Source organism: Achromobacter sp. T5-5 (assembly GCF_055397965.1).
This window is the reverse complement of the sequence record NZ_AP027919.1, coordinates 2,493,907-2,515,076: the sequence shown is the minus strand read 5'-3', so window position 1 is coordinate 2,515,076 and position 21,170 is coordinate 2,493,907. Positions and strand designations below refer to the sequence as shown.

Genomic DNA, 21,170 nt, shown 5'->3' with positions numbered 1-21,170 from the left:
GTATTTATTTCTAGGTACATGGCTTCACTAAAAATAATACGCTATTAAATGATTTCTACACGAATGATATAGCCGAAAAAAAGCAGGCCTAAGCCTGCTTTTGCCGCCCATTGCCCTATGGGGCGTCAGGACATGTTACGAACTGTAGGGGTATATGGCACCCTTTATTGCGCGTAGGAGAACCGCCCGTTCTTGACGGTGCCCATGACGCGGGCGCGCTCGTCGAACCCCTGGTGATTGTCCTTGGTGATGTTGAGCACGCCGTTGGGCACCACCAGGTCGCGCGTCTGCTCCAGCGCATCGCGCAGGGCCAGGCGGAACTCCGGCGTGCCGGGCTTGGCGCCCGTCTTCAAGGCGCGAGACACGGCCGAGTCCAGCAGCATCCAGGCGCCGTACGCGTCGCCCGCAAACTGCGTCAGGGTGTTGGGGCCGTATTGCTGTTCGTACTTGTCCGCGAATTCCACGGCCACCTTCTTGACCGGGTTGGAATCGGGCAATTCCCGCGCGACGACGCCGGGCCCCGTCGGGAACAGGGTGCCTTCGACGTCCTTGCCGCCCACCTGCAGGAACTCCAGCGTGCCGATGCCATGCGTCTGGTAGATGGCGCCCGTGTAGCCGCGTTCCAGCAGCGTCTTCTGCGGCAGCGCCGCCGGCGTGCCCGAGCCGGCGATCAGCACCGCGTCCGGCTTGGCCGCGATGACCTTCAGCACCTGGCCGACGACCGAGGCATCGGTGCGCTGGAAGCGTTCCTGCGCCACGAGCTTCAGATCGGAACCGGCCGCGGCCGAGAATTCCTTCCACCAGCTGTCGCCATAGGAATCCGCAAAGCCGATGAAGGCCACGTTCTTCAGGCCCTTTTTCTTCATGTCCTCGACCAGGACCGTCGCCATCAGCGAGTCGTTCTGCGGCATCTTGAAGGCCCAGGTGCGCTTGGGATCGGACTGCGGCTCGACGATGACGCTGGACGCGGCAAGGGCGATCATCGGGGTCTTGGTTTCGGCCAGCACGTCCAGCGCGGCCAGCGCGGACGCCGTGATGTTGGGGCCGACGATGGCATCGACCTTGTCCTCGGAGGTCAGCTTGCGCATGTTCTTCACCGCGCGGCTCACGTCGGTGCCGTCGTCCAGCACCACATAGCGCGCGGGCTCGCCGCCCAGCGTATTGGGCCAGAGCCGGATCGCGTTGTTGGTCTGGATGCCGATGGCGGCGGCGGGGCCCGTGGTGGACACGTCCACGCCGATCACGATTTCGGCTTGTGCGGACAGGGCGGGAACGGCCAGCGCGACGGCGCAGGCGTAGCGGGCAAGGATGCGAGGCATGACTACGGCTCTTGGGAGGAAGTGAAGGAGATGCCGCTATTTTGCCTGATGCGCAAGCGGCGCCTTTTGACCAGATCGGCCTGTTGCGGCGGCCCCGGCGCCGGCCGCGCCCCCCGTTACATCGGCTTGCCGTTGCGTACCGGCGTTTTCAGCGCCCAGGCGGGTGGCGGGCCGTATCATCGACGATGCCGCCTGAGGCAAGGCGCGCCGTCCCGGCGATGGCGCGTCCCCCACCCCGGACGCGCCCGCACGCGGCCGCGTCCCAACCAGGAGTCACGTATGAAGAAGACCGCAACCGCCGCCTGGACCGGCGATCTGAAGACTGGCAAAGGCACGATTTCCACGCAGAGCGGCGCGCTCAAGAGCCAACCCTACGGCTTCAACACCCGGTTCGGCGACACCCCCGGCACCAATCCCGAAGAACTGCTGGGCGCCGCGCACGCCGGCTGCTTCACGATGGCGCTGTCCAACATCCTGTCCGAGGCCGGCATGGTCGCGCAAAGCCTGGACACCAAGGCGGAAGTCACGCTGGACAAGGTCGATGACGGCTTTTCCATCACCGCCGTCCACCTCACCGTCGAAGCCGTCATCCCCGGCGCGTCGGCCGAGGCCTTCGAAGAGGCCGCACGCAAGGCAGAAAAGGGCTGCCCGGTCTCCAAGGTGCTGAACGCAAAGATCTCGATGGACGCCAAGCTGAAATCCTGATCGCCGCGCCTACGCGCGCACACAGGGTCCGGCCTTTGAGGGGGCCGGATCATTGGCCCGCCCTATCCCGGGCTTGGCCAAAATCAATTTGACGGTCCGCGGCTGCTTCCGGAAGATGAGAACTATTCTCAGGAGCAGCACATGACCCGATTCATTTACGCGATATCCGGCGGCAATGCCGTCCTGGCGCAAGATGCGCGGGTGTCCGCCAACCTGCGCCGGATGGTCGGATCCGGCATCCTGGTGGCCGTCGGCTACATAGATCCGGGCAATTGGGCCACCGACATCGCGGGAGGCAGCGGCTTCGGCTACGGCCTGCTCATGGTCGTCATCACGTCGGCCTTTCTGGCGCTGGGCTTCCAGGTGCTGGTGTCGCGCCTGGCGCTGGCCACGGGCCAGGACCTGGCCACCCTCACCGCGCGCCACCTGTCGCCGCGTCTTGCCAAGACGGCCTGGCTGGCCGGCGAGGCCGCGATCCTGGCAACTGCACTGGCCGAACTGATCGGCGGCGCGATTGCGCTGCGGCTGCTGTTCAATCTGCCGCTGATCGCGGGCGTCGCCGTCACGGGCATCGGCACATTTGCCGTGCTGGCCCTGACGCGCGGCAATGCCGACCGGCACGAGCGCGTGATCGCGCTGCTGCTGTCGGTGGTGGCGCTGTCGTTCGTGTTCCTGCTGTTCAAGGCCAATCCGGCCTGGACGGAAGTGGCGCACGGCGTGACGGAAACCGGCAAGGCGTTGCGCGACCCGCAGGGCTTCCTGATTGCGTTGGGCATCCTGGGCGCCACCCTCATGCCGCACAACCTCTATCTGCATTCCGGCTCGCTGGCGCAGCGGGCGCGGGATCTTCCGCCCCAAGCGCGAGATATGGCGATGCGGGTGGCGCGCAACGACACCATCGTGTCGCTGGGCGTGGCCATGCTGATCAATTCGGCCATCATGATCGTGGCTGCGGCGTCCCTCTCCGGTGCCGGCATGGTCGTGTCCAGCCTGGATGACGCGCATGCGGTGATTGGACACACGCTTGGGATCGGAGCCGCCGTCGTCTTTGCCGTGGCGCTCTATGCCGCGGGACAAAGCTCAACCATCACGGGCGTGCTCGCCGGCCGCATCCTGTCACAGGGTTTCCAGGTGGGCAGCAATTGGTCGGACCGGCGCCGCGCGCTCATGACGCGCCTGATCGCGGGCGCCGCCGCCATGGGCCTGCTGGCCTGGACGGGCGGCCAGGATCCCGATGGATTGCTGGTGCTCAGCCAGGTCATCCTGAGCCTGGCCCTGCCCTTCGCGCTGGGTCCGCTGGTGGTCCTGGCCTGCCGCAAGCGCCTGATGGGACGCTACGTGCTGCGCGGCGCCTGGGCATGGGCGGCCATCGGCGCAACCGTGGGAATCATCGTGCTGGATGGGTATCTGCTGCTGGACATCGTGGCCTGAACAAAGCCGGGGCGGGCCCGGCCAGGCACAAAAAAACGCCAGCGATCAAAGCTGGCGTTTTTTCTGGCGTAGTACTTCAGTGGTACGCGGAAACGACCGGGTGCTGGCGTCGGCCGGCGTCCATGTTGTGCAGGATCTCGCCGACGGCGCCGCCGAAACCGGCCATGCGCACCTTCAGGCGCAACCAGCGGGAGGCCGTGGACGAACCGGACAGGGTTTCCGCCTTGATGGCCTCGCGGATCAAGGACCGCTCCAGCGCATCCGACATACGGGCATTTTTCAACGCGGTATCGCTCATGATTCTCTCCTTGAGAAAGCGCGATGTGGAACAACGTGAATCCATCTTAGATCCGCGTATGCTGCGTTGCAATAAAAAAGCCAAACATTTTTTTCTTCGTTGTGCAATGGGTACAAACACCACCACAACGGTGCATGCGGCACCTGTTTGCGCACCGGTTTTGTGCGGATTAAGCCAAGAATCAGCCTGGCATGTGCGCCTGGATCAGCTTATCGGCCATTTCGGCGACCCTGCCGGCCGGCCCGCCCTGGCCAAACAGCTGGCTTGACACGAAGGCGCCCTCGATCAGCAGCAGCAGACCGTCGGCCAGGGCCTCGGGATCGGACGCGCCCATCCCGGCCGTCATGGCGTTCAACCGGCGGCGCAATTCCTGCTTGTGCGCCACCGCCACGGCACGCGCCGGATGGTCCGAATCCGGATACTCGACCGCCGCGTTCGTCAGGCCGCAGCCGCGGTAGCCGTTCTGGACGGCGCGACCGGCCATGCCCCTCAGGTACTCCAGCAATTGGGCCCGCGGATCGCCGGGATGGGCAGCGCAGGCCGCGTCAAAGCGCGCCCAGAACTCGGCGTCATAGTCGCGCAGGTAGGTTGCCGCCAGTTCGTCCTTGGACGAAAAGCTGCGGTACAGGCTGGGCTTGGTCACCCCTGCCTGGGTCACGATCGCATCGACGCCGACGGCGCGGATGCCGTCGCGGTAGAACATCTCGCGCGCCGTTTTGCGGATGCGGTCGGCCGCGGGCAGTGGCTTGGCAGCCGGTTTGCCGGTCGCCGGCGCGGAGGTGGGGGTCTGGGTCTTGCTGGCCATGCTCGGCTCCTTTTCTGCGGGCTGCGCGCGGCATGCCCGAAAACAGGGTCGCCAAGAAATGCTTGACGATGTTACTGACCGGTACGTACTATGCGCGAACCGCAATACGTACCGGTCAGTAACATGAGTATAGCCCGCCCTCCCTTCCCATTCCGCCACGCCGGCCAGAAATATGCGTTCGTCGTCGTCGGGGTGATTTTTCTGTCGCTCCTGGTGGCCGCCGGGCTGAGGTCGTCGCCCAGCGTGCTGCTGGTGCCGCTGGAGGAAGCCTTTGGCTGGAGCCGCAGCACCATTTCCTTCGCTGCGGCCCTGGGCATCTTTCTCTACGGCCTGGTGGGCCCCTTCGCCGCCGCCGCGATGGAGCGCTTCGGGCTTCGGCGCGTGCTGATCGGCGCGCTGATCCTGATGTCAGCGTCCAGCGCGGTCAGCGCGTACATGACCGAGCCCTGGCACCTGATCATGACCTGGGGGGTGTTCTCGGGCCTCAGTTCGGGCGCCGTCGCCATTGTGATGGGCGCGACCGTGGTCAATCGCTGGTTCGTCAAGCATCGCGGGCTGATGATGGGCTTGCTGACCGCCAGCGCCGCCACCGGCACGCTGGTGTTCCTGCCCGTGCTGGCCGCGCTGGCCTCGTCGGGCGACTGGACGCGCGTAGTCTGGACGGTCGCTGGCGCCGCCGCGGCGCTGGTGCCGCTGGCCTGGTGGCTGGTTCCCGACCGGCCGTCCAGCGTCGGCGTCGCGCCGTTCGGCAGCGATCCGCTGGCCCCGCCCGCGGCCGCCGCGCCGCGCACCGGCATGCTGGCGGCCACCTTCGGCACGCTGGCCCGCGCCGCCAGGACGCGCACCTTCTGGTATCTCTTTGCCACATTCTTCGTGTGCGGCTTCACCACGAACGGCCTGGTCGGCACGCATCTGATCGCGCTCTGCGGGGACCACGGCATGCCCGAGGTCCAGGCGGCGGGCCTGCTGGCCATGATGGGGATCTTCGATCTGCTGGGCACCACGGCGTCGGGATGGCTTACCGACCGCTACGATCCGCGCAAGCTGCTTTTCGTCTACTACGCGCTGCGCGGCCTGTCGCTGATGTACCTGCCCTATTCCGATTTCTCGTTCTACAGCCTGTCGATCTTCGCGATCTTCTTCGGACTGGACTGGATCGCCACAGTGCCGCCGACGCTGCGCCTGACGACCGAAGCCTTTGGCGAACGCGACGCCTCCATCGTGTTCGGCTGGATCGTGGCGGGCCACCAGATGGGCGCGGCCAGCGCCGCGTGGATGGCGGGCGCGCTGCGCGAGGCGCAGGGCAATTACCTGATGGCCTTCGTGATTTCGGGCGCAACAGGCATCATCGCCGCCGTGCTGGCCCTGATGATCGGCCGACGGCGCGCGGTGGCGCAGCCGGCCTGAAGCGACGCGGCGCAGGGCGGCAAAGACCGCCCCGCGCCGCCCGGGATCACTCGACTTCGCCCAGGTACGCCGCGCGCACCTTGGGATCGTGCAGCATGTCGCGCGCGGGACCGGACAAGGTGATCTCGCCCGACTCCATCACATAGCCGCGGTGGCTGTTCTCCAGCGCCAGCCGCGCATTCTGCTCGATCAGCAGGATCGTCACGCCTTCGCTGGCGATGGTGCGCACCACGTCGAACACCTTTTCCACCATCAGGGGCGCGAGCCCCATCGACGGCTCGTCCAGCAGCAGCAGTTTGGGACGCGCGATCATGGCGCGCCCCATGGCCACCATCTGCTGCTCGCCGCCGGACAAGGTGCCCGCGGCCTGCCTGCGCCGCTCGGCCAGGCGCGGAAACAGCGTGAAGACGCGATCGGTGTCCTGGCGGATCTGCGCCGCATCGCGGCGGACATAGCCGCCCATGGCGAGGTTTTCCTCGATGGTGAGCTGTCCGAAGATGCCGCGGCCCTCGGGCACCATGACCAGACCCTTGCGGACCAGCTCGTGCGACTTCTGTCCGCCAATGGACTGCCCGGCGTAGACGATCTCGCCGCCGGCCAGCGGCACCAGGCCGCAGATGGCGCGCAGCGTCGTGCTCTTGCCGGCGCCGTTGGCGCCGATCAGGCAGACCAGTTCGCCTTCGTCCACGCACAGGTCGATGCCGCGCACCGCGCGGATGCCGCCATAGGACACCTGCAGGCCCCGCAGCTCCAGTAGGGGTTGGGATGCCGTCATGTTGCCTGGCCCTCGTTGTGGATGTTCGGATCCTGGGCGGCCCCGGCGCCCAGATACGCTTCAATGACCTTGGGGTCGCGCTGTACCTGGGCGGGCTTGCCCATCGCCAGGACCTTGCCGTATTCCAGCACCAGCACGCGATCGCACAGGCCCATGACGAGCTTCATGTCGTGTTCGATCAGCAGCACGGTCACGCCGTCCGCGCGGATCTTCTCGACCAGCTTGCGCAGCACCACCGTTTCCGATGCGTTCATGCCCGCGGCGGGTTCGTCCAGCGCCAGCAGCTTGGGATCCGTCGCCAGCGCGCGCGCGATCTCCAGGCGCCGCTGGTCCCCGTAGGGCAACGAGCGCGCCACGTCATTGGCGCGGTGCCCGATGCCGACGTAGTCCAGCAGTTCCTGCGCGCGCGCCTCGATGGCGGCCTCTTCGGCGCGCGTGGCGCGGGTGCGCAGCACCGCGCCCAGCACACCCGCGCGGGTGCGCAAGTGGCGGCCGATCATCACGTTCTCGATCGCGCTCAGGTTGGCGAAGAGGCGGATGTTCTGGAACGTGCGCGCCAGACCCGCATACGCCACCTCGTGCGGCTTCTTGCCCGTCATGGACTCGCCATTGAAGGTGCACGTGCCCTCTTCGGGGATGTACAGACCCGTCAGCACGTTGAACAACGTGGTCTTGCCCGCGCCGTTCGGACCGATGAGCCCGTAGATTTCGCCCTGCTCAATGTCGAAACTGACGTCCGACAAGGCCTGCAGGCCGCCGAAGCGCTTGCCCAGGCCCCGGGCTTGCAGCAGTTTGCTCATGCCGCGCCTCCTTGCGTCTTGGTGGCAAGTTCGCGCTTGCGCACCGCCGACGGCCACAGGCCGGCCGGGCGGAACAGCATGACGCACACCATGGCAAGGCCAAAGAGCAGCATGCGGATGCCTTCCGGATCCAGCACCACTTCGCCGAACACCATGTGCTGGACGGGTTCAACCACCGCGCGCAGGAATTCCGGCAGCGCGGCCAGGATCAGCGCGCCCAGGATGACGCCCGGAATGTGGCCCATGCCGCCCAGCACCACCATGCACAGGATCGAAATGGATTCCATGAGCGAGAAGCTCTCGGGGCTGACGAAGCCCTGCATCGACGCGAACAACGCGCCCGCCACGCCGCCGAAGGACGCGCCCATCGCAAAGGCCAGCAGCTTGATGTTGCGGGTGTTGATGCCCATCGCCTTGGCGGCGATCTCATCCTCGCGGATGGCCTCCCAGGCGCGGCCGATGCGCGAGTTCTGCAGGCGCACGCACACCACGATGATGATCAACGTCAGCGCAAGCAGCAGGTAGTAGTACTTCTCGGGCCCGGTGAAGCGGATGCCCAGCAGGCTCTGCGTGCGTCCAAACGCAAACTCGCCCACCTTGAACGTATCGATGCGGTTGATGCCCTGCGGCCCGTTGGTGATGTTGATGGGCGCGTTCAGGTTGTTCAGGAAGATGCGGATGATCTCTCCGAACCCCAATGTCACGATCGCCAGGTAGTCGCCTCGCAGCTTGAGCGTTGGCGCCCCCAGCAGCACGCCGAACAGGCACGCCACCGCCAGCGCGATCGGCAGGATGGCCCAGAACGGCAGGTGCAGGCCGAAATGCGGCGACGCCAGCAGCGCCCACGTGTAGGCGCCCACTGCATAGAACGCGATATAGCCCAGGTCGAGCAGGCCCGCAAAGCCCACCACGATGTTCAGGCCCAGCGACAGCATGACGTAAAGCAACGCGAAGTTCAGGATGCGGACCCAGCTCTGCCCGGCCATGCCGATCACGAAGGGCAGCACCGCCAGCACGATGCCGATGAGGGCGATGCCGATCAGGTTGCGGGTCGAGAACCCGCTGTTTTTCAGGTGCGTGTTCATGCGCGATCCCCCACGCGTTCGCCCAGCAGGCCGGAGGGACGGAAGATCAGCACCAGCACCAGCACGAAGAACGCAAACACGTCCTGGTAATGGCTGCCCAGGAAGCCGCCCGTCAGGTCTCCGATGTAGCCCGCGCCCAGCGACTCGATGATGCCCAGCAGCAGGCCGCCCGCCATCGCGCCGACCAGATTGCCGATGCCGCCCAGCACTGCGGCGGTGAACGCCTTCAGGCCCAGCATGAAGCCCATCGTGTATTGCGACACGCCGTAATAGGTGGCGACCATCATGCCCGCCACGGCGGCCAGCGCCGATCCGATCAGGAAGGCCGCGGAAATCACCGTGTTGATGTTCACGCCCATCAGGCCCGCCACTTCGCGGTTCTGCGCGGTGGCGCGCATCGCGGTGCCCAGGCGGGTCTTGTGCACGACGGCCAGCAGCCCGCCCATGATGAGCGCGGCGATCACCACGATGGCGATCTGCAGCGTGCTCATGCGCGCGCCGGCAAACTCGAACACCTGCGGCGACAGCACCTGCGGGAAGTTCAGATAGTTGCGCCCCCAGCCCATCATCGCGAGGTTCTGCAGGATGATGGACACGCCAATGGCCGTGATCAGCGCCGCGAGACGCGGCGCGCGGCGCAGCGGCCGGTAGGCCACGCGCTCGGCCGTCCAGCCCACCGCCATGCACAGCGGCACGGAGACGAGCAGGCCCACGCCGAGCACCACGAAGGCGGAGGCGCCGGGGTCGCCGCCCACCAGCGAAATGGCAACCGTCGTGGCCGCCATCGCGCCGATCATGACGACGTCGCCATGCGCGAAGTTGATCAGCCCGATGATGCCGTACACCATGGTGTAGCCAAGGGCGACCAGGGCGTACACGCTGCCGAGCGTGACGCCGTTAATCAGTTGTTGAATGAAGATATCCATAGGGGCCGCTGAATAAGCCTGGAAAATCGCGGGCGGCAACCAGGGCGCAAAGGCCTGGCCGCGCAACGCGCGCCGCGGCGCCGGACGGCGCCTGCGGGAAGAAGCGGGCGGACCGTGGCGCAGCCAGCGTCCGCCCTCGTTCAAGCCGGCTTAATTAGCCTGGCTGACCATCGTTTCAACCATCTCCCACTTGCCGTTCTTGACTTCGTAGATGGTGACCGAGATTTCCTTCAGGTCGCCCTTGTCGTCGTACGAAATGTGCTCGCTGGTCGCGCCCTTGCGGTTCAGCTTGGCCAGCTTGGGCAGGTATTTTTCGGGGTCGGCGGAACCGGCCTGCTCGATGGCGGTAATCATGTTCCAGGCGCCGTCGTAGGCGTAGGGCGCGTAGACGCCGGGCGCCTTCTTGAAGCGCGCCTGGTACTTCTGCTCGAAGTCCTTGCCCGCGGCCATCTTGTCCAGCGGCACGCCGGCCAGCGAGGCGTAGGTGCCGTCGGCGGCATCGCCCGCCAGCTTGATGAAGGTGTCGCTGCGCGTCATTTCGCCCGACACCAGCGGCGCCTTCAGGCCCAGCGTGGCCAACTGGCGCTTCATCGGGCCCGACTGCGCGTCCAGGCCGCCGTAGAAAATGGCGTCGGGCGCGGAACCCTTGATGTTGGTCAGGATGGCCGTGAAGTCGTTGGCCTTGTCGGTGGTGTATTCGCGGCGCACGACCTGGCCGCCGGCGGCCTTGACCGCCTTTTCGACTTCGTCCGCCAGGCCCTGGCCGTAGGCGGTGCGATCGTCGATGATCGCGACCTTCTTGGCCTTCAGGTTCTGCACGATGAACTTGCCGACCGCGGCGCCCTGCTGGGTGTCGCTGGTCATCATGCGGAACGTGGTTTCGTAGCCCTGCTTGGTGTATTCGGGCGACGTCGCCATGGCGATCTGCGGCAGGCCGGCTTCGTGGTAGACGCGCGACGCGGGAATGGTGGTGCCCGAGTTGAAGTGACCCAGGATGCCCACGACTTCCTGGTCGACGAGCTGCTGCGCCACCTGCACGCCCACGCGCGGGTCGGCCTGGTCGTCGCGCGACACGAGCACGAACTTGGCCGTCTCTCCGTCGACCTTGATGCCCTTTTTGTTGGCTTCTTCCAGGGCCAGGTTCAGCCCGTTCTGCATGTCTTCGCCGTAATGCGATTGCGGACCGGTGAGCGGGGCTGCAAAGCCGAATTTGACGTCGGCGGCGTGCGCGGCCGCGGTCATGCCAGCGGCGGCGATGCTGGCGGCAAGAAGCTTCAAAGTGGTGCGGAACTTCATGGGGGTATCCTCCGGAATGTCGGACCTAAGGCCTGTTATACCTGAGCTTTTAGCCAGGGGTTTTGGTTTTTTCACTACCGCGGGCCCGGTGATCGCCGGGTCCCGCGCATGCATTTTCTGCAGTGCCTGGATGCCGGATTGCGGCAGCCAGGCCAGAGGTGCGACCGGATTTTCGTTCCAGTGCAACCTAGCCCGATATTGGAGATAACCCTTGGGTGGCCAAGGGTTACCCCTTGGCCGCGCTCAACCGATGGTCATGAGGCTGGCGTTGCCGCCCGCCGCCGCGGTATTCACGCTGATCGAACGCTCGGTCAACAGGCGCTCGGGGACATAGCTGGCCCCTGCCGCCAAGGCGTCCGAGGTCAGGCCATGCACCGCCAGGATGGCGCCCGGGCGCTGCGCGATGCGTTGGTTCAGCGCCTTCAGCGCATCGCCGTCGCCTTCGAACAGCACGGCCTGGTAATCCGCATCGTCGACGTCGGTGTCCGCCAGGATGCCCGCCTGGCCCTGCTGCTCGGCGTCCAGCGTGGCCAGCAGCGCCTGCGCCGCAGGCGTGTCCGCGAACCAGGCGTGGTTGCCCGTCAGGCGGGCCGCCGACCATTGCGCGCGCGCGCCGGCCTCGGTGGCCGCCACGCAATAGACCGCGCCGCGCGGCTCGACCATGTACGTATTGGTCTCGCCCGTGGGACCGGGCAGCGCGATCCGCTGCGGCAGCGGCGCCGCGGCGTCCAGGGCCGGCGGCAGACCCGCGGGGCGCGTGCCCAGCAGGCGGTACATGTACAGCGGACCGCCCGCCTTGGGACCGGTGCCCGACAGGCATTCGCCGCCGAAGGGCTGCACGCCCACCACGGCGCCCACGATGTTGCGGTTGACGTAGACGTTGCCGGCGTGGACCTGGCCGGTCACGTGGGCGATGGTTTCATCGATACGGGTATGCACGCCGAAGGTCAGCCCATAACCCGTGCCGTTGATCGCATCGAGCAAGGCGTCCAGTTCGTCGCGCTTGTAGCGCACCACGTGCAACACCGGCCCGAAGACTTCGCGCGTCAGTTCGCTGATGTGGTCGATCTCGATGATGGTCGGCGGCACGAAGGTGCCGTGGCGGCATTCGCCGTTCAGTTCGACCTGATCGATGCGGTGGCCGGCGGTGCGCATGGATTCGATGTGGCGCTGGACGCCGTTGCGCGCTTCGGTGTCGATGACCGGGCCCACGTCCACCGACAGGCGGTCGGGGTTGCCCACGGCCAGCTCGCGCATCGCGCCGCGCAGCATCGTCAGCACGTGGTCCGCATTGTCTTCCTGCACGCACAGGACGCGCAGTGCCGAGCAGCGCTGGCCGGCCGAATCGAAAGCGGAGCTGAGCACGTCGAACACGACCTGCTCGGACAGCGCCGACGAGTCCACCACCATCGCGTTCTGGCCGCCCGTTTCCGCGATCAGCGGAATGGTGTGGCCGTTGTCGTCCAGGCGGTCGGCCAGGGTGCGCGCGATGATGCGAGCCACGTCGGTGGACCCGGTGAACATCACGCCACGCACGCCGGCGTTGGCGACCAGTTGCGCGCCGATGGTCTCGCCGCGGCCCGGCAGCAACTGCACGGCGCCGGCGGGCACGCCCGCCGCGCGCAGGACGGCCACGGCCTGCGCCGCGATCAGCGGCGTCTGCTCGGCCGGCTTGGCCAGCACCGTATTGCCCGCGGCCAGCGCCGCGGCGACCTGACCGGTAAAGATGGCCAGCGGGAAGTTCCACGGGCTGATGCACAGCACCGTGCCCAGCGGGCGATGCGTGTCGTTGCTGAATTCCTGCTCGGCCTGGTCGGCGTAGTAACGCAGGAAGTCCACGGCCTCGCGCACTTCGGCGATCGCGTTGGGCAGCGACTTGCCGGCTTCGCGCACGATCAGGCCCAGCAGGGTCTGCATCTGCTCTTCCAGCAGTTGCGCGGCGCGGCGCAGGCATTGCGCCCGCTCGGCCACCGGCGTGGACTGCCAGATCGGCGCGGTATTGGCGGCGGCGCGCAGCGCGAGATCCACGTCCGAAGACTGGGCCTCGATGACATGGCCCACCACGTCACGCAGATTGGCGGGATTGCGCACCTCGATTGCGCGGGCGGCATCCCAGGGCTCGCCCTCTTCGCCCAACATCGGGCCGGCGCGCCACGGCGTGCCGGCGCTGGCCAGCAGCGCGGCCGACAGCGAACCCAGGCGATGCTCGTTGCTCAGGTCCAGGCCCGCGGAATTGGCGCGGGCGCCCTCTTGCGGGTTGCCGTAAAGATCGCGCGGCAGCGGAATCTTTTCATGCGGCGCGCCCAGCGGCACGATGCGCGAGGCGGCTTCCACCGGATCGGCGACCAGCGTCTCGACCGGGATGGTTTCGTCGCCGATCAGGTTCACGAACGACGTATTGGCGCCGTTTTCGAGCAGGCGGCGCACCAGGTAGGCCAGCAGCGTTTCGTGCGTGCCGACCGGGGCGTAGATGCGGCAGGGACGATTCAGCTTGCCCTGGGCCAGCGGTCCCACCACTTCTTCGTACAGCGGTTCACCCATGCCGTGCAGGCACTGGAACTCGTACTGTCCGGGGTAATAGTTCTGGCCGGCAAGCTGGTAGATCGCCGCCAGGGTGTAGGCATTGTGCGTGGCGAACTGCGGATACACGGCTTCCGGCGCGGCCAGCAGCTTGCGGGCGCACGCCAGGTACGCCACGTCCGTGTACACCTTGCGGGTGTAGACCGGATAGCCCTCCAGGCCGTCGACCTGCGCGCGCTTGATTTCGCTGTCCCAGTAGGCGCCCTTCACCAGGCGCACCATCACGCGATGGCGGCTGCGGCGGGCCAGGTCGATGACGTAGTCGATCACGAACGGCGCGCGCTTCTGGTAGGCCTGGATGACGAAGCCGATGCCGCTCCAGCCTTCGAGCTCGGGCGTAAAGCACAGCGCTTCCAGCAGATCCAGCGAGATCTCCAGGCGGTCGGCTTCTTCGGCGTCGATGTTCAGGCCGATGTCGTAGCTGCGCGCCAGGATGGTCAGCGCCTTCACGCGCGGCAGCAGTTCGGCCATGACGCGCTCGCGCTGGCCACGCGAGTATCGGGGATGCAAGGCAGACAGCTTGATCGAGATGCCGGGGCCTTCGTAGATGCCGCGGCCCGCGGCGGCCTTGCCGATGGCGTGGATGGCCTGCTCGTAGGATGCGTAGTAGCGCTCCGCGTCCTGCGCCGTGGTGGCGGCTTCACCGAGCATGTCGTAGGAATAGCGGAAACCGCGCGATTCCATCTTGCGGTTGTTGGCCAGCGCCTCGGAGATGGTCTGGCCCGACACGAACTGCTCGCCCATCATGCGCATGGCCATGTTCACGCCCTTGCGCACCAGCGGCTCGCCGCCCTTGCCGATCAAGCGCGTCAGCGCCTTGGACAGCGATTGCTCGCTGCTCACGGCGACCAGCTTGCCGGTGATCATGAGCCCCCAGGTGGCGGCGTTGACGAACAGCGATTGCGAGCCGCCCATGTGCGACTTCCAGTCGCCGCGGGCGACCTTGTCGCGGATCAGCGCGTCGCGCGTGGCGCGGTCCGGAATGCGCAGCAGCGCTTCGGCCAGGCACATCAGCGCCACGCCTTCCTGGCTGGACAGCGAGAATTCCTGGATCAGGCCTTCCACCCCGCCGCCGCTGCGCTTGCCGCGCAGCTTCTTGACCAGCCCGGCGGCCATCGCATGCACCTTTTCCAGGTTGGGCACACGGGCCTGGCCCAGCAGAAGCGGCACGCATTCGGGCTCCGGGCGGCGGTAGGCCGCCGTGATGGCCGCGCGCAGCACGGACTGCGGCTGCACGTCCTGGCCAAACTCGTAGAACGGAGGCGTAGGCGCGGAATGGAGTTCGGCGGCATCTTCGTCGCCAGCGGAGTCGGCGCCCAGATGGGACATCTCCGCGGGAAGATGGCCGCGCTCGATCTTGTCCAGATAGGAAAGAATCGCCTGCTTGTGCAGCCAGTGCGGCGTGCAGTTGAGCTTGTGGGCGGCGGCTTTCAGGCGGTCGCGGAGTGCGTCATCGACTTTGACGCCGAGGGTCGTGCTGGCCATAAGAGATTGCTTCCTGTCGCATGGCAAAGGTGTAACTGGGCTCGATCGAAACCCAGTAGGGGTAGGACCGTATGCTAGACAGGTTGCAACCGCGTTTGTATTAAGGTTAACCCTAGGTTGCCCCTGAGTTAACCACTTGAGAACGCAAGCTTATGCCGCCGCGGGCACGTCATTCCTTCAGCGCGGAACACCCCATCATCTGGACGGAGGCCGAACCGGCGGGCGCCTGACCCCGGATCGCATCGGCCATGACGCCCGCCAGGCTGACGACCGCGCGCTGCTGCGCGGCGATCAGGCTGGGCACTTCGCTGTCCGTAACGCTCTCGGTGACGACGCTGCGGCACAACACGCCAGTCCCCTTGGCGTTGACGGGCCGCACGCGCCACGTGGCGTCCAGCTGCGCCATGCTGCCCGACACCATCTCAAATCGCTGTACGTCGGTCTGCACGCGCCAGATGGGAGCGCCGGGACCAGGCTTGACCATCTGGACGTCCAGCGCGCCGAGGTCGCGCTTGAGCGCATCGGACAAGGCGTTGCGCAGTTCATCGCCCAGCGGCGAGCTCCAGCGCTCCGAATACAGGGCCGAGATGCTTCCGTCGCCGGTGCGCACCATGAGCTGCGGCTGGTCGGCCTGCATGGACAGGGACACGGGCTGCACTTCGAGCAGGAACGAGGCGGAGCCCGCGGCGGGGCCGCCTGGCTGCGACGCCGCGGGCGTCTGCAACGTGTAGTAGTGAACGGGCGGCGAGGAGCCGCACGCCGCCAGCGCACCGGACAGGGCCAGCACGGCCAGCGCGGCGCGCGAACGCCGCAAGGCAAGCCCGTCCCGGGCCTGGAGCGCATCGTGTGAGGGTCGGCTATTCATGAGCATCTAGTTCCTGACTGGGCCGGCGCCCGGAATGGGATCTTCGCCCCTGCCGCGCAACAGGGCTTCAGGGTTGGACTGCAGGAAGTCGGCCAGCGCGCGCAACGACCGCGCCGCGCGGCTCAGTTCCTGCATCGCCTTTTCGGCGTTGACCGGCAAGGAGGCGTCCGAAGCCAGCAGCGAATTGATGTTGGCCATCGAATCCTTGGCCTGCTTGAGCGCCTTCTGCGCCTCCGGCGCCACCTGCTTGTCCAGGCGGTTCATCAGCTTGGACGTGCTGGCCAAGGTCGCGCGCAGGTCCTCGCCGATCTTGTCGAACGGGATCTTCTCGATCTTCGCAACGATGTTGGTGACCTGCTGCTGGAGCTGATCCAGGTTGCCCGGCACCGTCGGGATCATCGCGGGCGTCGACATCTCGAACTCCACCGGCTTGGCGTTGGGCACATTGTCCAGCACCACATACAGCTGGCCGGTGAGCAGGTTCGCCGTGCGCAGTTGCGCGCGCAAGCCATGCTTGATCATCACGCCGAGCAGGCGGCCGCCCGCCACGTCGCCGTCCTTGAGCGCGCGCTCGCGCACTTCTTCGTACACGCGGCCCAGGCGTTCCGGATACAGCGTCGCGTCCACCAGCGAATAGAAGCGCTTGGTCTCCGGATCGAAGTCCAGCGTGATCTGCGTGACGTCGCCCAGCGTGATGCCGTTGAAATCAACGGGCGCGCCGACAGCCAGGCCACGGATCGACTGGTCAAAGCGCATGCGGATCGGGAAGGCCTCGCCGTCCGGATTGGCCTTGGCAGCAGCCTCTGTGGGATACAGGTCGAATTCGGCGTCGGCCGGCGCGGCCGCGGCCCCGTCGCGCGCGGTCTGCACGGGCGCGAAGGCCACGCCCCCCACCGCCATGGACACGAGCGATTGCGTGCGCACCTTCAGGCCATCGGCGTTGACGCTGAAGTCCACGCCGCTGGCATTCCAGAAGCGCGTGCCGTTGGTGACGAACTTGTCGTTGGGCGCATCCACGAAGACCTCGACGCTGACGGCGCTGCCGTCCTCGTCCAGGGCATAGCCGATCACGCGGCCCACGTTGATCCGGCGGAAGTACACCGGCGATCCGATATCCAGCGAGCCCAGGTCCGACGCCTTGAGCATGAAGCGCTTGCCCGCGCGGTCATGCGTGACGGCGGGCGGGACTTCCAGGCCCTCGAAGGACAGCTTGGTGGCGCGGTTGGTGCCGTTCTTGCCCTCTTCGGCATCCACGCCGATGTAGGCGCCCGACAGCAGCGTGCCCAGCCCGGATACGCCGCTCACGTCCAGACGCGGCCGCACCACCCAGAAATTGGTGCCTTCACGGGCAAGGTCCGAGACTTCCTTGGCCAGTTCGGCCTGCACGACCACCTTGCTGCGGTCGGCGTTGAATCCGATGGACTTGACCGTGCCGATGGTCACGTCCTTGTAGCGCAGCTGGGTCTTGCCAACCTCCAGCCCCTCGGCGGTGTTGAACGAGATGGAAATATCGGGGCCAGCCTGCATCCAGGTGCGCACGACCAGCGACAGGCCCATCAGGGCGGCCACCACGGGCACCAGCCAGATCCAGGAGATCCGGCTCTGTTTCTTGCGCGAGATCGCGGGCGACGTGAACTTCTCGTCACTGGACCCGGGGGCTTGCTCGGACATCTACTCTTTCCTTTTTTTGAGCGGAAAACAACGGCTGAAGGCCTTTCCTAGCCCACTTCCTTGCCGGCGACGGGGGTTCCGGCGACGGGCGCCGGCGCGCGCCGGGCCTCTACCGGCGCTGATTCAATGATCTCGGCCTGCCCCTCCAGGTCCCAGCTGCGGCGCAGGTCGAAGCTCATGGCCGCCAGCATCGTCAGGATGACCACCACGCCGAACGCGGCGGCACCCGCGCCAGCGCTGATCTCCATCAGTCCCTGGAAATCGGCCAGGGCCGCCAGCAATATAACGACAAATACATCCAGCATCGACCATTGGCCGATGAATTCCACCATCTGATACAAACGCGTGCGCGGCCGCAGATTGGTCGTGCTGCGCCATTGCTCGGTCAGCAGCAGCAGGATGAGCGCGAGCAGCTTGGTCAGCGGCACCGCCACGCTGGCGATGAACACGATCAGTGCGATATCCCAGGAGCCCATTTCCCAGAGCTCCACGACGCCGCCCAGGATGGTATGCGCGCTGTCGCCCAGCAGCGAACTGACCTTCATGACCGGCAGCACGTTGGCGGGGATGTAGAAAACGATGGCCGCGAGCAGCAGCGCCCAGGTGCGCGCCACGTGATCGGGCTTGCGGTAATGGACCACCGCGTGGCAGCGCACGCAGTGATGGTGCGCCTCCGGGTCGGCGTCGCGCGGCAGGGCCTGGACCTGGCCGCAGACGTGGCAGCTGGTCAATACCGAGTCAGGATTGCTTTCGGGCACGTGAACCGGCACCACATGCACGGATTCGGCATAGCGCCACAACACGTGGGGCGACAGCCGGCCCAGCATGGTGAGCAGCACCGTCAGCACGCCGAATGCAATCAGGCCGATACCCGGCGACACCGCGGCCATGCCCGCCAGCTTGACCACCGCGACCAGCACGCCAAGCAGGAACACCGGGATCATGCACCACGGCCGCAGCGCGCCCAAGAGGCGCATGGCGCCATGGAACCCTGCCGGCTCGCGGTGCCGGGACAACGGCCCCAGCACCCACAGCAGCACCGAGAGCTGCAGCAGCGGCAGCGCAAAACCGGCCAGGCCGGTCATGATGGCGACCACCCAATGGCCCTGGCGCCAGGTGATGGAAATGGCGTCCAGCAGTGAAGCCTGCTGGACCATGCCCTGCACGGACATCGAGGCGACCGGGTAGGCGTTGGCCACCCCAAAGACGATCAGGGCAGTGATGGCGAGCGCCAGCCAATTGGACAAAGTAAGCCCGCTGTAGCGCCAGAGCACGGCGCCGCAGCGGGCACAATTGGCAGTCTCGCCAGGTTCAAGCTGATGTCGGCGATAGATGCTGGCGCAGTGCTCGCACTCGATCAGCGGCTGGCGGTCCGCGGTCATCAGTCGACGAGTTCGACTTCCTGCTTGTCCGGCGCGTCCGACGAAGGCGGCTTGCCGCTGTCGTCAAAGTCCAGCGTCACCTTGCCCGACTCGTCCAGATCCACCGTGACCGAGCCGCCATCGACCAGCTTGCCGAAGAGCAGTTCGTCGGCCAACGCGCGGCGGATGGTGTCCTGGATAAGGCGTTGCATGGGACGCGCGCCCATGAGCGGATCGAACCCCTCCTTGGCAAGGTGTTCACGCAGGCGCGTGGTGAATACGGCTTCCACGCGGCGCTCGTGCAACTGGTCTTCGAGTTGCATGAGGAACTTGTCCACCACGCGCATGATGACCTCGTGGTCCAGCGCGGCGAAGGGGATGATCGCGTCCAGGCGATTGCGGAACTCGGGCGTGAACATGCGGCGGATTTCCGCCATTTCGTCGCCCACCATCCGCGAATTGGCAAAACCGATGGACGGACGGTTCAAGGTCTCGGCGCCCGCGTTGGTCGTCATGATGAGGATGACGTTGCGGAAGTCTGCCTTGCGCCCGTTGTTGTCGGTCAGCGTGCCGTGGTCCATGACCTGCAGCAGGATGTTGAACACATCCGGATGCGCCTTTTCGATTTCGTCGAGCAGCAGCACGCAATGCGGCTGCTTGGTGATGGCTTCGGTGAGCAGGCCGCCCTGGTCGAAGCCCACGTATCCCGGCGGCGCGCCGATCAGGCGCGACACCGCGTGACGCTCCATGTATTCGGACATGTCGAAGCGCAGCAGCTCCACGCCCAGCGTGAACGCCAGTTGGCGCGCGACTTCGGTCTTGCCCACCCCGGTGGGACCGGACAGCAGGAAGGCGCCGATGGGCTTTTCGGGCTTGCCCAGTCCGGAGCGCGCCATCTTGATGGCGGCGGCCAGCGCATCGATGGCGCCGTCCTGGCCGAACACCACGGTCTTCAGGTCGCGGTCCAGCGTGGCGAGCTTGCTGCGGTCGTCGTTGGAGACGGACTGCGGCGGAATGCGCGCGATCTTGGAGACGATGTTCTCGATGTCGACCTTGCCGATGACCTTCTTCTGGCGCGAACGCGGCAGCAGGCGCTGCGCGGCACCGGCCTCGTCGATGACGTCGATGGCCTTGTCCGGCAGGTGGCGGTCATTGATGAAGCGGGCCGACAGTTCGGCGGCCGCCGACAGCGCCGCGGCCGAATACCGCACGCTGTGGTGCTCTTCGAAGCGACTCTTCAGGCCGCGCAGGATCTGCACGGTCTGCTCGATGCTGGGCTCGGCCACGTCGATCTTCTGGAACCGGCGCGACAGCGCATGGTCCTTTTCGAAGACGCCGCGATACTCGGTGTAGGTGGTTGCGCCGATGCACTTCAACTGCCCCGACGACAGGGCCGGCTTGAGCAGGTTGGACGCATCCAGCGTGCCGCCGGATGCCGAACCGGCACCGATCAGCGTATGGATTTCGTCGATGAACAGGATCGCATCGGGGTTGCCGCGGATCTGCTTGAGCACGCCCTTCAGGCGCTGTTCGAAATCGCCGCGGTACTTGGTGCCGGCGAGCAGCGCGCCCATGTCCAGCGAATAGACCTGGGCCGCCTGCAGGATTTCCGGCACTTCGCCGCGCGTGATGCGCCAGGCCAGGCCTTCGGCGATGGCGGTCTTGCCCACGCCGGCTTCGCCCACCAGCAGCGGGTTGTTCTTGCGGCGGCGGCACAACACCTGGATGACGCGCTCGACCTCGTGTTCGCGTCCGATCAGCGGATCGATGCGCCCGGCAAGGGCGGCGGCGTTCAGGTCGGTGGCGTACTGGTCCAGCGGCGACTGACGGGAATCGCCCTGCTCTTCGCCATTGGGTTGTTGCTCTTTCTGCACGGCGGCGGACTCCACCTGCGGCTGTTTGGTGATGCCATGAGACAGGAAATTGACGACGTCCAGGCGCGTGACGCCCTGCTGCTGCAGGTAGTACACGGCATGCGAGTCCTTTTCACCGAAAATGGCGACCAGCACGTTGGCGCCGGTGACGGGCTTCTTGCCCGTGCCGCCCGCCGAAACGTGCATGATCGCGCGCTGGATCACGCGCTGGAAACCCAGCGTCGGCTGCGTGTCGACTTCGGCGCCGCTCGGGATCACCGGCGTGTTTTCCGATACGAACTGGCGCAGGTTGCGGCGCAGGTCATCCAGGTTGGCGGCGCATGCGCGCAGGACCTCGACCGCCGAAGCGTTGTCGAGCAACGCCAAGAGCAGGTGCTCGACGGTGATAAATTCGTGCCGGGCCGAACGGGCCTCGACAAAAGCCATATGCAGGCTGACTTCAAGCTCTTGAGAAATCACGCTTCCTCCGTAACGCATCGAAGCGGGC

At 66.4% G+C, this 21,170-nt stretch carries 16 protein-coding genes; 3 read left to right on the top strand and 13 right to left on the bottom strand.

The window, feature by feature from the left end:
* Positions 1 to 164: 164 nt before the first annotated feature.
* The gene (locus tag ACZ50Q_RS11280) at positions 165 to 1,319 is read right to left on the bottom strand and encodes an ABC transporter substrate-binding protein (RefSeq protein WP_092580254.1); all 1,155 of its coding nucleotides are present in this window, start codon (positions 1,317 to 1,319) and stop codon (positions 165 to 167) included.
* A 279-nt stretch (positions 1,320 to 1,598) separates the two neighbouring features.
* On the opposite strand from ACZ50Q_RS11280, the gene ACZ50Q_RS11275 reads away from it, so the two are divergent.
* On the top strand, positions 1,599 to 2,024 hold the full coding sequence (locus tag ACZ50Q_RS11275; RefSeq protein ID WP_076520348.1) for an OsmC family protein: 426 nt from the start codon (positions 1,599 to 1,601) through the stop codon (positions 2,022 to 2,024).
* A gap of 141 nt (positions 2,025 to 2,165) precedes the next feature.
* A complete protein-coding gene (locus tag ACZ50Q_RS11270) occupies positions 2,166 to 3,455 on the top strand; it encodes an Nramp family divalent metal transporter (protein ID WP_092580252.1) in 1,290 nt (429 codons plus the stop codon).
* Positions 3,456 to 3,531: 76 nt separating this feature from the next.
* Here ACZ50Q_RS11270 and ACZ50Q_RS11265 read toward each other — a convergent pair whose 3' ends face one another.
* A complete protein-coding gene (locus tag ACZ50Q_RS11265; RefSeq protein WP_076520346.1) occupies positions 3,532 to 3,753 on the bottom strand; it encodes an XRE family transcriptional regulator in 222 nt (73 codons plus the stop codon).
* Between the two features lie 181 nt (positions 3,754 to 3,934).
* Positions 3,935 to 4,558 (bottom strand): TetR/AcrR family transcriptional regulator, encoded by a 624-nt coding sequence (locus ACZ50Q_RS11260; protein WP_464081536.1) that lies wholly within the window; start codon positions 4,556 to 4,558, stop codon positions 3,935 to 3,937.
* 123 nt (positions 4,559 to 4,681) lie between these two features.
* Between ACZ50Q_RS11260 and ACZ50Q_RS11255 the strand changes: the two genes are divergently transcribed.
* On the top strand, positions 4,682 to 5,965 hold the full coding sequence (locus ACZ50Q_RS11255; RefSeq protein ID WP_464081535.1) for an MFS transporter: 1,284 nt from the start codon (positions 4,682 to 4,684) through the stop codon (positions 5,963 to 5,965).
* 46 nt (positions 5,966 to 6,011) lie between these two features.
* Here ACZ50Q_RS11255 and ACZ50Q_RS11250 read toward each other — a convergent pair whose 3' ends face one another.
* From ACZ50Q_RS11250 to clpA, 10 genes are all read right to left on the bottom strand, one after another.
* Positions 6,012 to 6,740: an ABC transporter ATP-binding protein gene (locus ACZ50Q_RS11250; RefSeq protein WP_076520343.1), complete on the bottom strand. Its 729-nt coding sequence runs from the start codon at positions 6,738 to 6,740 to the stop codon at positions 6,012 to 6,014.
* Positions 6,737 to 7,540: an ABC transporter ATP-binding protein gene (locus tag ACZ50Q_RS11245; protein ID WP_464081534.1), complete on the bottom strand. Its 804-nt coding sequence runs from the start codon at positions 7,538 to 7,540 to the stop codon at positions 6,737 to 6,739. Before ACZ50Q_RS11245 ends, ACZ50Q_RS11250 begins: the two co-directional genes overlap by 4 nt.
* Entirely contained in the window at positions 7,537 to 8,625 is a 1,089-nt protein-coding gene (locus tag ACZ50Q_RS11240; protein WP_076520341.1) for an ABC transporter permease subunit, read from the bottom strand. Before ACZ50Q_RS11240 ends, ACZ50Q_RS11245 begins: the two co-directional genes overlap by 4 nt.
* Positions 8,622 to 9,473 (bottom strand): branched-chain amino acid ABC transporter permease, encoded by an 852-nt coding sequence (locus ACZ50Q_RS11235; RefSeq protein ID WP_369825618.1) that lies wholly within the window; start codon positions 9,471 to 9,473, stop codon positions 8,622 to 8,624. The genes ACZ50Q_RS11240 and ACZ50Q_RS11235 overlap by 4 nt, the downstream gene beginning before the upstream one ends.
* 228 nt (positions 9,474 to 9,701) lie before the next feature.
* A complete protein-coding gene (locus ACZ50Q_RS11230; protein ID WP_076520339.1) occupies positions 9,702 to 10,847 on the bottom strand; it encodes a branched-chain amino acid ABC transporter substrate-binding protein in 1,146 nt (381 codons plus the stop codon).
* Positions 10,848 to 11,090: 243 nt separating this feature from the next.
* Positions 11,091 to 14,912 (bottom strand): trifunctional transcriptional regulator/proline dehydrogenase/L-glutamate gamma-semialdehyde dehydrogenase, encoded by a 3,822-nt coding sequence (putA, locus tag ACZ50Q_RS11225; protein ID WP_464081533.1) that lies wholly within the window; start codon positions 14,910 to 14,912, stop codon positions 11,091 to 11,093.
* Between the two features lie 169 nt (positions 14,913 to 15,081).
* Positions 15,082 to 15,777 (bottom strand): PqiC family protein, encoded by a 696-nt coding sequence (locus ACZ50Q_RS11220; RefSeq protein ID WP_464081532.1) that lies wholly within the window; start codon positions 15,775 to 15,777, stop codon positions 15,082 to 15,084.
* Between the two features lie 6 nt (positions 15,778 to 15,783).
* Complete coding sequence (locus ACZ50Q_RS11215) at positions 15,784 to 17,448, bottom strand: PqiB family protein (protein ID WP_464081531.1); 1,665 nt, start codon at positions 17,446 to 17,448, stop codon at positions 15,784 to 15,786.
* 47 nt (positions 17,449 to 17,495) lie between these two features.
* Positions 17,496 to 18,830, bottom strand: coding sequence for a paraquat-inducible protein A (locus ACZ50Q_RS11210; RefSeq protein ID WP_464081530.1), 1,335 nt, complete (start codon positions 18,828 to 18,830; stop codon positions 17,496 to 17,498).
* Positions 18,830 to 21,142, bottom strand: a complete 2,313-nt coding sequence (gene clpA / locus ACZ50Q_RS11205) for an ATP-dependent Clp protease ATP-binding subunit ClpA (RefSeq protein ID WP_076522044.1) — start codon at positions 21,140 to 21,142, stop codon at positions 18,830 to 18,832. Before clpA ends, ACZ50Q_RS11210 begins: the two co-directional genes overlap by 1 nt.
* Between the last annotated feature and the right edge of the window lie 28 nt (positions 21,143 to 21,170).

What these genes read in the sequence shown, in the direction of transcription:
- ACZ50Q_RS11280 (WP_092580254.1), bottom strand. Translation starts at nt 1,319, where the DNA reads ATGCCTCGCATCCTTGCCCGCTACGCCTGCGCCGTCGCGCTGGCCGTT.
- ACZ50Q_RS11275 (WP_076520348.1), top strand. Translation starts at nt 1,599, where the DNA reads ATGAAGAAGACCGCAACCGCCGCCTGGACCGGCGATCTGAAGACTGGC.
- ACZ50Q_RS11245 (WP_464081534.1), bottom strand. Translation starts at nt 7,540, where the DNA reads ATGAGCAAACTGCTGCAAGCCCGGGGCCTGGGCAAGCGCTTCGGCGGC.
- ACZ50Q_RS11270 (WP_092580252.1), top strand. Translation starts at nt 2,166, where the DNA reads ATGACCCGATTCATTTACGCGATATCCGGCGGCAATGCCGTCCTGGCG.
- ACZ50Q_RS11235 (WP_369825618.1), bottom strand. Translation starts at nt 9,473, where the DNA reads ATGGTGTACGGCATCATCGGGCTGATCAACTTCGCGCATGGCGACGTC.
- ACZ50Q_RS11265 (WP_076520346.1), bottom strand. Translation starts at nt 3,753, where the DNA reads ATGAGCGATACCGCGTTGAAAAATGCCCGTATGTCGGATGCGCTGGAG.
- ACZ50Q_RS11230 (WP_076520339.1), bottom strand. Translation starts at nt 10,847, where the DNA reads ATGAAGTTCCGCACCACTTTGAAGCTTCTTGCCGCCAGCATCGCCGCC.
- ACZ50Q_RS11215 (WP_464081531.1), bottom strand. Translation starts at nt 17,448, where the DNA reads ATGTCCGAGCAAGCCCCCGGGTCCAGTGACGAGAAGTTCACGTCGCCC.
- ACZ50Q_RS11255 (WP_464081535.1), top strand. Translation starts at nt 4,682, where the DNA reads ATGAGTATAGCCCGCCCTCCCTTCCCATTCCGCCACGCCGGCCAGAAA.
- ACZ50Q_RS11250 (WP_076520343.1), bottom strand. Translation starts at nt 6,740, where the DNA reads ATGACGGCATCCCAACCCCTACTGGAGCTGCGGGGCCTGCAGGTGTCC.
- ACZ50Q_RS11220 (WP_464081532.1), bottom strand. Translation starts at nt 15,777, where the DNA reads ATGAATAGCCGACCCTCACACGATGCGCTCCAGGCCCGGGACGGGCTT.
- ACZ50Q_RS11210 (WP_464081530.1), bottom strand. Translation starts at nt 18,830, where the DNA reads ATGACCGCGGACCGCCAGCCGCTGATCGAGTGCGAGCACTGCGCCAGC.
- ACZ50Q_RS11260 (WP_464081536.1), bottom strand. Translation starts at nt 4,558, where the DNA reads ATGGCCAGCAAGACCCAGACCCCCACCTCCGCGCCGGCGACCGGCAAA.
- putA (WP_464081533.1), bottom strand. Translation starts at nt 14,912, where the DNA reads ATGGCCAGCACGACCCTCGGCGTCAAAGTCGATGACGCACTCCGCGAC.
- ACZ50Q_RS11240 (WP_076520341.1), bottom strand. Translation starts at nt 8,625, where the DNA reads ATGAACACGCACCTGAAAAACAGCGGGTTCTCGACCCGCAACCTGATC.